Source organism: Methylobacterium sp. JK268 (assembly GCF_054052225.1).
This window is the reverse complement of the sequence record NZ_JBSVZN010000021.1, coordinates 42,224-56,320: the sequence shown is the minus strand read 5'-3', so window position 1 is coordinate 56,320 and position 14,097 is coordinate 42,224. Positions and strand designations below refer to the sequence as shown.

Genomic DNA, 14,097 nt, shown 5'->3' with positions numbered 1-14,097 from the left:
TCCGTCATGCCGCCTCGAAGCCGACCGTCATGCGTCCGCCGAGCGCCCTCACGGCTTCCTCGATCTGATCGAGCTTGGTCCCGTACCTCGGATCCAGGATGCGCCGCACCTCGGTCTCGGAGCGGCCGAGGCGCTCGCCCAAGGCCGTCTTGCTCAGCCCGCTCCGGTGCCAGAGTGCGTAGACCGAGGCCTTGGCAGCGAGCCGAGCCGGCAGTGGCACGCGGTAGGTCTCGCGGTCCGCGGCGATGCCCGGCGGAAACAGGTCGAGACCGCGGCTCATGCGGGACAGGACGAGCGCGGTGAATGCCTTCGCCATCTCGTCGAGCGCTGCCTCGACCGTCGGTCCGGAGGCGATCGCCGCAGGGACGCCGGACGAATAGGCGTGAAACGCTCCGCCTTCCCACCGCAATTCGACCGGATAGGTCCAGGTCGTCTCCATGTCGATCCCTCTCCGCCCGTGCCGCTCGAAATCCGTTCAGAGAGAAGCCGGGTCAACCGCGAGTTGATCACAGATGCGCTTGACCTGAAGCCGGTCGAGTTCGCCACTCTGAATGACCGTGGTTCGGTCGTCGAGATAGGCGACGTAGTGGCTGCCCTTGCCGCGGACCATGTCGAGCTCGAAGCGAAGCTCATGCTTCCTGGCATAGGCCCGAAGCTTCCGGATCAGCGCGTCCCGCTTCACCTGCTCTCTCCGGGCGCTGGCCTCGCACAAAAATGTGCGAATGCCAAGGGCATCGGTGCCACGTAACGGCAAATCTGCCCTGAGGGCAGTCTCCTGGCAAGACGGCCGCACCGATGCGATGGAGTGAGCCGCCGCCTCGGTGGTTCATCCCGCTCCCGGGTGGCCGCTCGCCCGCGGCGTTGAACGCACTCTGGATTCCTGGCACGGGGCGGGCATGACCCGCCTGCGCCCCCTCCGCCGGTTCCCGCGGCCGCTCTCGGCCCTGCGCGACCTCCTCGCCAGCAGCGCGGGCGGCGGCATCGTCCTGATGGGCAGCGCCGTGCTCGCCCTCGTGGTGGCGAACGGGCCCCTGGGCGGCGCCTACGCGCATCTCCTCCACGCGGAGATCGGGCCGCTCAGCCTCCTCCACTGGATCAACGACGGCCTGATGGCGGTCTTCTTCCTGCTCGTCGGGCTGGAGATCAAGCGCGAGTTCCTGGATGGGGGCCTGCGCAGCTGGGCCGCCCGGGCGCTGCCCGGCATCGCGGCGCTCGGCGGCATGATCGCGCCCGCCCTCGTGTACGCCGCCGTGAACTGGCACGCGCCCGCGAGCCTGCGCGGCTGGGCGATCCCGGCGGCCACCGACATCGCCTTCGCGCTCGGCGTGCTGGCCCTGCTCGGCTCCCGGGCGCCGGTCTCCCTCAAGATCTTCCTCACCGCGCTTGCCATCCTGGACGATCTCGGGGCGGTGCTGATCATCGCGCTGTTCTACACGGCCGACCTGTCCTGGCCGATGCTCGGCCTCGCCGCGGCGATCACCGCGATGCTCGTCACCCTCAACCGGGTCGGCCAGCGGCGGCTCGGGCCCTACCTGATCCTCGGCGCGGCGCTCTGGCTCGTGGTGCTGCGCTCGGGGCTGCACGCGACGGTGGCCGGGGTGGTCCTGGCGCTCGCCATTCCGTGCCGCCCGAGCCCCGGCCGGCCGGACGACACGCACTCGCCCCTCCACACCCTGGAGCACGCGCTGCAGCCCGTCGTCGCCTACGCGATCGTGCCGATCTTCGGCTTCGCCAATGCGGGCGTGGCGCTGCGGGGGCTCGGCCTCGACGCGCTCCTCGCCCCGGTGACGCTCGGCGTCGCGGCGGGGCTCTTCCTCGGCAAGCAGGCGGGCGTGTTCGGCGGGGTCTGGCTCGCCGTGCGGTCGGGCCTCGCCAAGAAGCCGGTGGGAGCGACCTGGGCCCAGATCTACGGGGTGGCGCTGCTCTGCGGGATCGGCTTCACCATGAGCCTGTTCATCGGCGCGCTCGCCTTCGCGGTCCGTCCCGAATTCGAGGCCGAGACCAAGCTCGGGGTGCTCCTCGGCTCGCTGCTGTCGTCCCTCGCCGGGGCGCTGGTGCTGGTGCTGGCGGGCCGCAAGGGGCCGGCATGACGGGGCCGCTTCGGCGGCGCGCGCTTGGGACGGTCGCGACCATCCTCATGCAGAGGTGCCGCGAAGCGGCCTCGAAGCACCCCGGAGGGCTCATCCCAGCGAAAAGCGCCTCGGACGGGCCATTCCGGGGTGCTTCGAGGCTCGCGTTGCTCGGACCTCAGCAAGAGGGGTGTGTCGTCCAGGCGCGTTCAGCGGCCGAGCGCGCGGCCCGAGGGAGCCCGATCGACCTCCCTCAGCTCACCTCGACCTGCACCACGCCGGGCACGGCCCTGAGCGCCCCGGCGACCTGAGGGGAGGCCTGGTAGCGGTCGCGCAGCTTCACCTCGACCTCGCGCTCGCCCCCGTCGAGGATCAGGATCAGCGAGACCTCGCCCTCGCCCCGCACGGTGAGGCGCTGCTGCACGCTCGGGATCGGGCGCTCGTCGCGCAGGTAGATCCGCATGCCCTTCTGGTAGCGGGCCACCGCCTGGTCGAGGGGCTCGCAGGTCTGGATGCGGGCGCGCACGTCCTCGCCCTCGGCGCTCGCCTGGAGCTGGAGGGCGAGCGCCCGGCCGGGCTCCAGCAGCTCGCGGTACTGCTGCAATCCCTCCGAGAACACGATCGCCTCGAAGTGGCCGGTCTGATCGGACAGGTTGACGATGCCGATCTTGTTGCCGGTTTTGGTGCGCCGCTCCGAGCGGTCGAGGACGGTGGCGGCCACCCGCCCGACGCCGTTGCCGGCCCGCACCGAGCGGCAGAACTCGACCCAGCTCTGCACGCGCAGCTTCTTCAGGAGGTCGCCGTACTCGTCGAGGGGGTGCCCCGACAGGAAGAAGCCGACCGCCTCGTACTCCTTCTTCAGCCGGTCCGCCGCCGGCCAGGGATCGTAGGGCGGGATGCGCAGGGCCACGTCCGCGGCGGCGACGCCCCCGAACATGTCGGTCATGCCGACCGTCTCCGCCTCGACCGCCCCCTGCGCGAGGCGCATCATCGGCTCGACGGCCGCGAAGGCCCGCGCCCGGTCGGGCTCGATCTCGTCGAGGGCGCCCGCCGCCACCAGGCTCTCGAGCGTGCGCTTGTTGACCTGGCGCGGGTTGAGCCGCCGGGCGAAGTCGCCGAGGTCGCGGAAGGGCCGGTCGCCCCGCGCCTGCACGATCGACTCGACGGCGGCCCGGCCCACGCCCTTGATGGCCGCGAGCGCGTAGCGGATCGTGCCGTCATGGACCTCGAAGGTGACGCCGGAGCGGTTCACCGAGGGCGGCTCGACCCGGATCGCCAGGCGCTGCGCGTCCTGGCGCAGCTCCGCGAGCTTGTCGGTGTCGTCGAGGTCCTGGGACATCGAGGCCGCCAGGAACTCGACGGGGTAGTTCGCCTTCAGGTAGGCGGTCTGGTAGGTGATCAGCGCGTAGGCGGCCGCGTGCGACTTGTTGAAGCCGTAATCGGCGAACTTGGCCAACAGGTCGAAGATCTCGTCCGCCTTGGCCCGGTCGAGGCCGCGCTCGATGGCGCCCTTCAGGAAACGGTCGCGCTGGGCGTCCATCTCCGCCTTGATCTTCTTGCCCATGGCCCGGCGCAGGAGGTCGGCGTCCCCGAGGGAGTAGCCGGCCAGCACCTTGGCCACCTCCATCACCTGCTCCTGGTAGACGATGATGCCGAAGGTCTCGGCCAGGATCGGCTCCAGCTTGGTGTGGGGGTACCACGCGGCCTCGTTGCCGGCATCGCGCCCGAGCTTGCGCTCGCAATAGACCGGGATGTTGGCCATCGGCCCCGGCCGGTAGAGGGCGACGAGCGCGATCAGGTCCTCGAAGCGGTCGGCGCACATCTCGACGAGCGCCTTGCGCATGCCCGCCGATTCCACCTGGAACACGCCCACCACCTCGCCCTTGCGCAGGCGCTCGTAGGTGAGGTCGTCGTCGAGCGGCAGGGCCGCGAGGTCGATCACGACGCCGCGCTGCTGCAGGAGGTCGGTGGCGCCGCGCAGGACCGTGAGGGTCTTGAGGCCCAGGAAGTCGAACTTCACCAGGCCCGCCTGCTCCACCCACTTCATGTTGAACTGGGTGACCCGCATCCCGGTCTTCGGGTCGCGGTAGAGCGGGACCAGTTGCTCCAGCGGCCGGTCGCCGATCACCACGCCCGCCGCGTGGGTCGAGGCGTGGCGGTGCAGGCCCTCCAGCTTCTGGGCGATCGCCATCAGCCGGGCGACGACCGGCTCCTCCTCCATGGCGCTCTGCAGGCGCGGCTCGCCCTCGATCGCCTGCGCCAGGGTGACGGGGTTGGCCGGGTTCTGCGGCACCAGCTTGGTGAGCTTGTCGACCTGGCCGTAGGGCATCTCCAGGACGCGGCCGACGTCGCGCAGCACGCCGCGGGCGAGCAGCGTGCCGAAGGTGATGATCTGGGCGACCTGGGGCTCGCCGTAGCGGCGCTGCACGTACTCGATCACCCGCTCGCGCCCGACGACGCAGAAGTCGATGTCGAAATCCGGCATCGAGACGCGCTCGGGGTTGAGGAAGCGCTCGAACAGCAGGCCGAAGCGCAGGGGATCGAGGTCGGTGATGAGCAGCGACCACGCCACCAGCGAGCCCGCGCCCGAGCCGCGGCCCGGCCCGACCGGGATGTCGTTCGCCTTGGCCCACTTGATGAAGTCCGAGACGATCAGGAAGTAGCCCGGGAACTTCATCTTGGTGATGATGCCGATCTCGTAGGCGAGACGGTCCCGGTAGTGCTGCTCGCTCAGGCCCTCGGCGGGGCCGGCCTCGGCGAGGCGGCGCTCCAGCCCGGCCTCGGCCTGGCGCTGCAGCTCGCCCGCCTCATCCAGGAACTCGGCGGCCGCGGCGGGCGCGCTCTCGCCCGGGGGGAGTCCGAAGCTCGGCAGGATCGGCTTGCGGGTGCGCACCCGGTAGGAGCAGCGCATCGCGATCTCGACCGTGGCAGCGAGGGCGTCCGGCAGGTCGCGGAACAGCTCGGCCATCGCCGCGCGGGTCTTGAAGTCGTGGCGCGGGGTGAGCCGGCGGCGCTTCTCGTCCGAGACCAGGCGGCCCTCCGCGATGGCGAGAAGCGCGTCGTGCGCCTCGTAATCGCCGGGCTTGGCGAAGAAGGGCTCGTTGGTGGCGACCAGCGACAGCCCGTGCCGGTCGGCGAGCCCGATCAGCTCGGCCTCGACCGCGCGCTCGTCCGGCAGCCCGTGGCGCTGGATCTCGACGTAGAGGTTGTCCTCGCCGAAGGCTTCGACGAGGCGGGCGAGGCGGGTCGCGGCGTGCTCGGGCCGCCCGGCCCGCAGGCAGGAATCGAGCGGCCCGGTGAGGCCGCCCGTGAGCGCGATCAGCCCCGGCGCGCAGTCCCGCAGGGCCTCGGCCGGCACGCGCGGCGCCTCGCCCAGCGCCCCGTCGAAATAGGCGAGGCTCGCGAGCCGCAGGAGGTTCCCGTAGCCGGTCTCGTCCTTCGCGAGCAGGACGAGGTTCGGCGGGGGCGGGGGGGCGCCGCGCTGGCCCGGATCGGGCGCCTCGAACAGCACCGAGAGCTGGATCCCGGCGATCGGCTGAATGCCGGATCCCGCCGCCTTCTCGGAGAATTCGAGCGCCCCGAACAGGTTGTTGGTGTCGGTGAGCGCCAGGGCGGGCTGCCGGTCGGCCGAGGCCGCCTTGACGAGGTCGCCGATCTTCAGCGCCCCCTCCAGCAGCGAGTAGGAGGAGTGGGTGTGGAGGTGAACGAACCCGACGTCCTTGAGTACCCGCACCCGACTCACTCCGCACGCCCAGACCCGGAGGGTGGAGCTTCGCAGACCCGGCGGCCCGGAGTCACGGACCGCCGCGCAACAGGGTGTGGAAAGGCGGCGGCGGCCGGACTGCCCTGCGCTCAGTGCATCGGCGCCAGCGCCACCGCCCAGAAGGCTACCGCGCCGGCGAGCAGCCCCATCGAGGCGATCTCCGTGACACCGAGAAGGATCTTGCGTAGGATCATGACGCGGACCTCGTTCGCTGTTGGCCCCATGTTTGTTCGCTCTCCGTTCGCAGTCCAGGGGGGCTGCCGGGCGATCTGGTCCTGCGGTAAACGATCGGTGTAGGGCGGCCCCGCGGCCCGCGTTGCGGCGCATCGGGCCGCGGCCTATCTAAGCGCGACCGTTGCGGCGGGGCCTCCGCCGGATCCGAGCAACCGACGACGAGGTGGCGCATGGCGCGCGACGAATCCGACGCGACCCCGCTCACCACGCGGGACGAACTGATCGAGTGGTTCGCGGAGGGCGAGAAGCCCCGCTCCGCCTTCCGCATCGGGACCGAGCACGAGAAGGTGCCGTTCGCCCGCGCCACCCTGGCGCCGGTGCCCTACGAGGGCGAGCGGGGCATCGGGGCGCTCCTCGACGGGCTGCGGCGGGAGACCGGCTGGGAGCCGATCGTCGATGCGGGGCACGTGATCGGGCTCGCGGCCGAGGAGGGCGGCGGGGCGATCTCGATCGAGCCCGGCGGCCAGTTCGAATTGTCGGGGGCGCCCCTCGCGGACGTCCACGAGACCAGTGCGGAACTCGCCCGCCACCTTGAGGCGGTGCGGGCGGCCGCCGACCCCCTCGGCATCGGCTTCCTGTCCCTCGGCATGAGCCCGAAATGGACGCGGGCCGAGACGCCCGTGATGCCCAAGAGCCGCTACCGCATCATGAAGGGCTACATGCCCAAGGTCGGCAGCCTCGGCCTCGACATGATGCTGCGCACCGCCACCGTGCAGGTGAACCTCGACTTCGCCTCCGAGGCCGATATGGTCCGCAAGCTGCGGGTCGGGCTCGCGCTGCAGCCGGTGGCGACGGCGCTCTTCGCCAACTCGCCCTTCACGGACGGGCGGCCCAACGGCTTCCTGTCCTACCGCTCCGAGATCTGGCGCCACACCGACCCGGACCGGACCGGGATGCTGCCGCAGGCCTTCGAGCCGGGCTTCGGGTACGAGGCCTACGCGGACTGGCTCCTCGCCATGCCGATGTACTTCGTGAAGCGGGGCGAGACCTACCACGACGTCAGCGGTGCCTCGTTCCGGGACCTGATGGAGGGGCGGCTCGCGGCGCTGCCGGGCGAGCGCGCCACCCGCTCGGACTGGGCCAACCACGCCTCCACCGCCTTCCCGGAGGTGCGGCTCAAGCGCTTCCTGGAGATGCGGGGCGCCGACATGGGCGATCCCGGCATGGTCGTCGCGCAGGCGGCCTTCTGGGTGGGGCTGCTCTACGACGACGCGGCGCTCGACGCGGCGGTCGACCTGATCGACGGCTGGGACGCCGCCGCCCGCGAGGCCCTGCGGGCCGACGCGCCGCGCCGGGGGCTCTCGGCCGATATCGCCGGGCGCCGCCTGCGCGACGTCGCCCGGGACGCCCTGGCGATCGCCGAGGCGGGCCTGCGCGCCCGCGGGCGCCGCGACGCTCAGGGGCGCGACGAGACGCTGCACCTCGCGCCGCTCCACGCCATCGCGGCGGGGCGCAGCCGCGCCGAGGACCTGCTCGCGCTCTACGAGGGTCCCTGGAAGGGCACGGTCGACCCGGTCTTCTCCGCCCGGACCCTCTGACGCAGGCCGGTCGAAGCAGAGCTTCGCCGTTCCGGGACTTCGTGTGGATGAGTGTGCGCTTCCGCACAGTTCTCGCACGGCCTTCGCGCTCGAACGATGGCTTCGATGCACCGGGGAGCCGGTGCATCATACCCGAGGATCGGGTCTGACCTGCGGGAAGTCGGGGTCAGGATGGGAACGAGACCTGCCGTTCCCGGTTCTAGAGCCCGAAGGAGCCGCGCTCCGGCGACGGCCCGACCCTCTCACCAGGAGATCCGCATGTCTCGGATGAAGTCCCTCATCGTGGCCGGCACCGCCGTCGTGGCGCTCGGCACCGGCCTCGCCTCCACGGCCGAGGCCGCCCCGCTCCCGGCCGCGACCTCGGCCGCCATCGCCGGCCCGACGGCCCATATCGACCAGGTCCGCTGGCGCGGCGGCTATTACGGCGGCGGCTACCGCGGCTATCGCGGCTACGGCTACCGTCGCGGCGGCGCGGGCGGGGCGCTCGCGGCCGGTGCGGCGCTGGGCATCATCGGCGGCGCGATCGCGGCGAGCGCGGCCCCGCGCTACTACGATGACGGCTATTCCTATCCGGCCTACGGCTACCGCTACGCCCCCGCCTATGGGTATGGCTACGCCCCGGCCTACGGCTATTACGGCTACTGATCGGCCGGCGCGCCGCCGCGAGGCGGCGCCCGCCCGGTGACTGGCGGCCCGGCGCGTTCCCGCGCCGGGCCGCTGCCGTATGGGATCCCGCCGCGTGAGCGAACCGACCGACCCCGATCCGCCCGTCTCCCTCGATCTGCGCGGCCTCAAATGCCCGCTGCCGGTGCTGCGCACCCGCAAGGCCCTGCGCGGCCTGGAGCCGGGCGCCCGGCTGGTGGTGCGTTGCACCGACCCCCTCGCGGCCATCGACATCCCGCACCTGCTGCGCGAGACGGGCGACCGGCTCGACGCCGCGCGGGAGGAGGCCGGCGTGCTGGTCTTCGAGATCCGGCGGGGAGCCGCGCCCTGACGCGCCGCGGTTGACCGGCCGTCCATTCCCCGCGAGACCGGGCCTCCGATCCGTGCCCGGAGCCCCCATGCCGATCCCCGTCCCCGGTCCCCGCGCCGGAACTCCCCGATGAGCCGCCCCCGGATCACCGGCACGCGCCCGCTCTACGAGGGCTGGGCGCGCTACCTGCTCGCCGAGATCCGGCTCCCGGACGGCGGCACGATCACCCGCGAGGTGGAGGATCACGGCCGGGCCGTGGTCGTGCTGCCCTACGACCCCGACCGCCGCACCGCGCTCCTGGTGCGCCAGTTCCGCGCGCCCGTGGCCCTGACCGGGGCGGCGGAGGACCTCTACGAGGCGCCCGCCGGCCGGCTCGACGAGGCCGACCCGGCCGATTGCGCCCGCCGGGAGGCTTTCGAGGAGGTTGGCCTGCGCCTGCGCGCCCTGGAGCCCCTGGGACAGGTCTACCCGATGCCCGGCATCTCGACGGAGATCCTCGACGTCTACCTCGCTCCCTACGCGGCCTCCGACCGGACCGGGGAGGGCGGCGGGCTCGCCGAGGAGCACGAGGGGATCACCGTGGTGGAGATGCCGCTGGCGGACCTCGCCGGAATGGCCGATGCGGGGGTGCTGCGCGATCTCAAGACGCTGGTCCTGGTCCAGACCCTGCGCCTGCGGCGGCCGGATCTGTTCGGGGCGCCGGCCCTGGAAGCCGGGGGCGCGAGCGGCTAGATTTCGGGAAGGATCATCCGTCACGCAGTCTCGGCCGCATGCGTCGAGCGCGGAGAATCGTCATGATGTTGTTCGACAAGGCCCGCGAGAATGCGGCCGCGATCCGGCAGGTCGGCAACCGGGCCATCGCGGAGGCCCGAAAAGCCGGCGTGCCCGCCTTCTACATGGACCCTTCCCTGGGCGAGGGGATCATCAAGGAGATGCCGGACGGCACGCGCCATCGGCTGATCGCGGTCGAGGGGAAGGACGTTGTCGTCGAGAGCTTCGGTCCCCGAACCTGAGGCCGACCGCGGCGCCTCCGCCGCTGTCTGTACCATCCTCGCGGGGCCGAACGGGTCCGGCAAGTCCAGCATCTTCGACCTGTTGCAGCCGGTCGGAGAGTTCGTGAACGCCGACGTGATCGCGCGTTCCGCCGGGGCCGGGAACACGCAGGCCGCGCGGCTGGCGATCTTGCGCCTGGACGCGGTGCTGCAGGCGCGGGAAGACTTCGTCTTCGAGACGACCCTGAGCAGCCATCACGCCATCGCCCTCATGCGGCGGGCGCGAAACCTGGGCTACGAGATCGGCCTCGTCTTCGTCGCACTGGCCAGCGCGGACCTGAATGTGCGCCGCGTCGCCGAGCGGGTGAGCCGCGGCGGCCATCACATCCCCGAGGACGACATCCGGCGCCGATATCCGCGGGCCTTCGGCAATCTGGCCAAGGCGATCCCGCTGGCCCACGGCGTCCTGATCTACGACAACAGCGAGCGCGTGCCGAAGCTTCTCCTGCGCATCGCGCGCGGGGCCATCGAAGCCAACCACCTCGACGCGGGGCGGACCCACCACGTCCTCATCGCCGAGGCGACCGCCGAAGCCCTGGATCTCGGGCCGGACGCGGTGTTCGCCACAGGGCGGCAGATCTGACGCCAATGCCCTCAACCCCCGGCCTCGCCGCTGGAAGCCGGTCTCCTCGCGGGCGAGACAGGATCCCGGTCTCCGAACGAAAAATGCCGGCGCGAGGCCGGCATCTCGGGTTGGTGAACGGGAAGGGGCAAAGCCCTGTCCCGAAAGCCCGCCTCAGCGCTGCACGACCACCCGCGCGCCGACCTTGGTGCGGCCGTAGAGGTCGATGACGTCCTCGTTGGTCATGCGGATGCAGCCCGAGGACACGGCGGTGCCGATCGTCTCCGGCTCGTTGGAGCCGTGGATGCGGTAGAGCGTGCCGCCGAGATACATGGCGCGGGCGCCGAGCGGGTTCTCCGGGCCGCCCTTCATGTAGCGGGGCAGGTCGGGCCGGCGGCGGATCATCTGGGACGGCGGGCGCCAATCGGGCCACTCGCGCTTCATCGTGATGGTCTGCACCCCGCCCCAGGCGAAGCCCGGACGGCCGACGCCGATGCCGTAGCGCAGGGCCTGGCCGCCGCCGAGCACGTAGTAGAGCCGCCGCTCGGCGGTCGAGACCACGATGGTGCCCGGGCCGTAGGGGCCGTCATAGGCGACGGTCTCCCGCGCGATCGGGCTGATCTTCGGCACGGTGGCGTCCATCGCCGCCGGCGAGGACGGGTCCGCCGCGGCCGCCGAGGGGCGCACCGTGACGGCGAGGCCCTGGTTGAGGGGCTGGCGGGTGAGGGGGTCGATCTCGTAGGCGGCGGCGGGGGCCGCCCACGCGGTCGCGGCGCAGGCGAGCCCGGCCAGAACAGGGGCGAAGCGGCGCATGGGGGCCTCTTTGAAAAACGCGGAATGACGGGGATCGATGCGTGAACTGCCGCGCATCGTGCGGCGCAACCCATGGCCAAGCCGTAAACGGGCCCGGGATAAAGCCAAGCTTAAAACGGCCGCGCCTGTGCGGTTGCGAAACCGGCGTGATCCGCGGGTCACACTGGTGCGGGGAAGCCGCTATGGGGTCCCGCGTCCGTCCACCGGCTCCGCCCCGCCGGCCTGCGGCCCCGGGACGAGCCGGCGCACCGCCGCCTCGATGCGCTCGGCCGCCCGCCCGATCCCCTCGGCGATGCGGGTCTCGGCGGCCTCGCGCCCCGCCTCCTCGGACGAGGCGGCCTCCCGCAGGGAGGCGACCTCCCGCTCCAGCGTCTCGACCCGGCGGCGGGTCTCGGCGAGTTCGTCCGCCACCATCAGCGCCGCCATCACCTGCAGGCGCATGTCGCCGATCTCGCCGAAGGCCTTGCGCATCTCGCCGATGCGGGCGTCGAGGCCCCGCGCCAGCTCCTCCAGGTGGCGCTCCTCGCCCTCCCCGCAGGCCATGCGGTAGCTCTTGCCGGCAATGCTCACCGTCACCTGAGGCATCGGCCCGTCAATCCTCACCCTTCCGCGCGGTTGCGGGTCAGCACGGTCTCGACGGTGCCGATCGCCCGCCCGAGCCGGTGCTCCACGTCGTCGGTCACCGCGACCGCCTCGGCGAGCTGCGCCAGCGCCGCGTCGAGTTCGGCGGCGAGCCGCGCCCTGTCCTCCTGCATGAGGCCGAGTTCGGTCTCGAGGTCCTGGCGGCTGCGCTCCGCGTCGAGCCGGCGGGTCACGGCGGCGTCGAGCAGGGCGACCGCGGCCTCGAGCCGGCGCAGCGCGTCGTCCACCGCCGCACTCATGGTTCAACCCCTCGACGCCACGACACGCAATCATCATGACCCTAGAACGCGGCCGCGCTGGCCGCAATCACCTGGTCGAAACCTCGGCCGGGACGCGTCCGAACTGTGGGGAGGCGGCACAACCGGCCGGGCGCAGTTTGACAGGGGGAGGGGTCATGTTAGGAAGCCCGCGCTCGCGCTTGGCCATCTCGGCCGGCGGAAAGCCGCAGAATCCGGGTTCCCGTGACGCCTCTCGCCTCCCCCGCACGCGCCGCCCCGGATGGGAGGCCGGGCGCGCGCGGGACGGTCGTCCCGGTCGCGGCCGCACCTATCTACCGGCACACTCGATCCACCGCACGGGCGCAGGGCCGCTGGCCGGCGCGCCCGCGCCGCAACCGGGAGCGGGGTGCCGGCACCCCCGCTCCCTCTCGGGAGTCATCACCATGACGGTCAAGGTCGCCATCAACGGCTTCGGACGCATCGGGCGCAACGTGCTGCGCGCCATCAAGGAGGCGGGGCGCCAGGACATCGAGGTCGTGGCCATCAACGACCTCGGCCCGGTCGAGACCAACGCCCACCTGCTGCGCTACGATTCCGTGCACGGCCGCTTCCCGGGCACCGTGACGGTCGAGGGCGACGCCATCGTGGTGGACGGCCAGCGCATCCGCGTGACCGCCATCAAGAGCCCGGCCGAGCTGCCGCACCGCGACCTCGGCGTCGACATCGCGCTCGAATGCACCGGCATCTTCACGGCGCGCGACAAGGCCATGGCCCATCTCGACGCCGGCGCCAAGCGCGTGATCGTCTCGGCCCCCTCCGACGGCGCCGACCTCACGGTGGTCTACGGGGTCAACCACGACAAGCTCAACGCCGATCACCGGGTGATCTCGAACGCCTCCTGCACCACGAACTGCCTCGCGCCGGTCGCCAAGGTGCTCAACGACGCGGTCGGGATCGAGCGCGGCTTCATGACCACGATCCACTCCTACACCAACGACCAGCCGTCGCTGGACCAGATGCACAAGGACCTCTACCGGGCCCGCGCCGCCGCCCTGTCGATGATCCCGACCACCACGGGCGCCGCCAAGGCGGTGGGCCTCGTCCTGCCGGAGCTGAACGGCAAGCTCGACGGCACCTCGATCCGGGTGCCGACCCCGAACGTCTCGGTGGTGGACTTCAAGTTCGTGGCCAAGCGCGCCACCTCGGTGGCCGAGATCAACGACGCCATCCGGGCCGCCGCGAACGGCCCGCTCAAGGGCGTGCTCGGCACCACCGAGTCCCCGAACGTCTCGATCGACTTCAACCACGACCCGCATTCCTCGACCTTCCACATCGACCAGACCAAGGTGCTGGACGGGACCTTCGTGCGGGTGCTGTCCTGGTACGACAACGAGTGGGGCTTCTCGAACCGCATGGCCGACACCTCGGTCGCCTTCGCGAAGCTGATCTGAGGCCGGCCCGGCGCCGGAAGCCGCACTTCCGCGCGGGCTCCGGAGCCAGATCCCCCGTTCGAACCGGTCCCCACCTCGTCAGGCGCGATTCCCCTCTCCCGAGTGGGAGAGGGGCCAGGGGTGAGGGTGGCTCGGCGTCAGGACTGGCTCCGGACGTCGCGCTGCCAGCGGCATCGTTCAGCCTTCCTGCTGAAGCGTCCGGCCCTCACCCCTACCCCGCTCCCTCTCGGGAGAGGGGATCCCGCGCCTCCCGATTGCGAACCGGCGCCCCGCCGCGGCGGGGCCATGCCGAGGAGTTGCCATGACCGACGCCACGGACGTCACCTCCACCTTCGGAACCACCGCTTCCGGCGCCGTCCCGGTGCCCGCGGGATCAAGCCCGGTCCCGGCCGCCCCGCTCTCCGTCGGGCGCGCCGAGCTGCCGCCGGGCGCGCCGTCCGGCCTGCCGCCCCAGGTGAGCGACCAGCTCGCCCGGATCGAGGACAAGGCCTCGCGCATTGAGGACAAGTACGCCCGCTCGGAGGCGCTGCTGTCCCGCGTCGAGGACCGGGTCGAGGCGGCGAGCCAGCGCATGAACGAGGCCGCCCGCCAGTCCGACCTCGCGGCCCTGCGGTCCGAGCTGCGCAGCCTGTCCGACCGCACGCGGCGCCTGCCGGGCTTCGGGATGCTCGTCGTCACGGCGGTGATCACCGCCGTCCTGACCGTGGCGCTCACGCTCGCGGCCCAGCGCCTCAACCTGCAAGCCCTGATCCCGCCCCGCTGACCCCGCCCCCGAGGAGGCC

15 protein-coding genes are annotated in these 14,097 nt (G+C 72.0%); 9 read left to right on the top strand and 6 right to left on the bottom strand.

Annotated elements, in window-relative coordinates; genetic code table 11:
* Nucleotides 1-4: 4 nt before the first annotated feature.
* Both ACW9J6_RS21565 and ACW9J6_RS21560 read right to left on the bottom strand, forming a co-directional pair.
* Nucleotides 5-439: a hypothetical protein gene (locus ACW9J6_RS21565; RefSeq protein WP_457118567.1), complete on the bottom strand. Its 435-nt coding sequence runs from the start codon at nt 437-439 to the stop codon at nt 5-7.
* Between the two features lie 36 nt (nt 440-475).
* Nucleotides 476-682 carry a hypothetical protein gene (locus ACW9J6_RS21560; RefSeq protein ID WP_457118566.1) on the bottom strand — a complete coding sequence of 69 codons (207 nt, stop codon included), beginning with the start codon at nt 680-682 and terminating at the stop codon, nt 476-478.
* Nucleotides 683-896: 214 nt separating this feature from the next.
* Between ACW9J6_RS21560 and nhaA the strand changes: the two genes are divergently transcribed.
* Complete coding sequence (gene nhaA, locus ACW9J6_RS21555; RefSeq protein ID WP_457118565.1) at nt 897-2,090, top strand: Na+/H+ antiporter NhaA; 1,194 nt, start codon at nt 897-899, stop codon at nt 2,088-2,090.
* A gap of 232 nt (nt 2,091-2,322) precedes the next feature.
* Here nhaA and dnaE read toward each other — a convergent pair whose 3' ends face one another.
* A complete protein-coding gene (gene dnaE / locus ACW9J6_RS21550) occupies nt 2,323-5,802 on the bottom strand; it encodes a DNA polymerase III subunit alpha (RefSeq protein WP_457118564.1) in 3,480 nt (1,159 codons plus the stop codon).
* Between the two features lie 434 nt (nt 5,803-6,236).
* On the opposite strand from dnaE, the gene ACW9J6_RS21545 reads away from it, so the two are divergent.
* From ACW9J6_RS21545 to ACW9J6_RS21520, 6 genes are all read left to right on the top strand, one after another.
* Entirely contained in the window at nt 6,237-7,604 is a 1,368-nt protein-coding gene (locus tag ACW9J6_RS21545) for a glutamate--cysteine ligase (RefSeq protein ID WP_457118563.1), read from the top strand.
* A 258-nt stretch (nt 7,605-7,862) separates the two neighbouring features.
* Nucleotides 7,863-8,249, top strand: coding sequence for a hypothetical protein (locus ACW9J6_RS21540; RefSeq protein WP_457118562.1), 387 nt, complete (start codon nt 7,863-7,865; stop codon nt 8,247-8,249).
* A gap of 79 nt (nt 8,250-8,328) precedes the next feature.
* Entirely contained in the window at nt 8,329-8,598 is a 270-nt protein-coding gene (locus tag ACW9J6_RS21535; protein ID WP_457118561.1) for a sulfurtransferase TusA family protein, read from the top strand.
* Between the two features lie 108 nt (nt 8,599-8,706).
* A complete protein-coding gene (locus tag ACW9J6_RS21530; RefSeq protein ID WP_457118560.1) occupies nt 8,707-9,309 on the top strand; it encodes an NUDIX domain-containing protein in 603 nt (200 codons plus the stop codon).
* 62 nt (nt 9,310-9,371) lie between these two features.
* Nucleotides 9,372-9,590, top strand: a complete 219-nt coding sequence (locus ACW9J6_RS21525; protein WP_457118559.1) for a hypothetical protein — start codon at nt 9,372-9,374, stop codon at nt 9,588-9,590.
* Nucleotides 9,559-10,212: a zeta toxin family protein gene (locus tag ACW9J6_RS21520; RefSeq protein ID WP_457118558.1), complete on the top strand. Its 654-nt coding sequence runs from the start codon at nt 9,559-9,561 to the stop codon at nt 10,210-10,212. Before ACW9J6_RS21525 ends, ACW9J6_RS21520 begins: the two co-directional genes overlap by 32 nt.
* Before the next feature lie 153 nt (nt 10,213-10,365).
* Here ACW9J6_RS21520 and ACW9J6_RS21515 read toward each other — a convergent pair whose 3' ends face one another.
* The 3 genes from ACW9J6_RS21515 to ACW9J6_RS21505 all read right to left on the bottom strand — a co-directional run bounded on the left by ACW9J6_RS21515 (nt 10,366) and on the right by ACW9J6_RS21505 (nt 11,885).
* On the bottom strand, nt 10,366-11,004 hold the full coding sequence (locus ACW9J6_RS21515) for a L,D-transpeptidase (RefSeq protein ID WP_457118557.1): 639 nt from the start codon (nt 11,002-11,004) through the stop codon (nt 10,366-10,368).
* Nucleotides 11,005-11,184: 180 nt separating this feature from the next.
* The gene (locus tag ACW9J6_RS21510; protein ID WP_457118556.1) at nt 11,185-11,589 is read right to left on the bottom strand and encodes a cell division protein ZapA; all 405 of its coding nucleotides are present in this window, start codon (nt 11,587-11,589) and stop codon (nt 11,185-11,187) included.
* A gap of 14 nt (nt 11,590-11,603) precedes the next feature.
* Nucleotides 11,604-11,885, bottom strand: a complete 282-nt coding sequence (locus ACW9J6_RS21505) for a DUF4164 family protein (protein ID WP_457118555.1) — start codon at nt 11,883-11,885, stop codon at nt 11,604-11,606.
* Nucleotides 11,886-12,307: 422 nt separating this feature from the next.
* Between ACW9J6_RS21505 and gap the strand changes: the two genes are divergently transcribed.
* A complete protein-coding gene (gap, locus tag ACW9J6_RS21500; RefSeq protein ID WP_457118554.1) occupies nt 12,308-13,315 on the top strand; it encodes a type I glyceraldehyde-3-phosphate dehydrogenase in 1,008 nt (335 codons plus the stop codon).
* A gap of 301 nt (nt 13,316-13,616) precedes the next feature.
* A complete protein-coding gene (locus ACW9J6_RS21495; protein WP_457118553.1) occupies nt 13,617-14,078 on the top strand; it encodes a hypothetical protein in 462 nt (153 codons plus the stop codon).
* Nucleotides 14,079-14,097 lie beyond the last annotated feature (19 nt).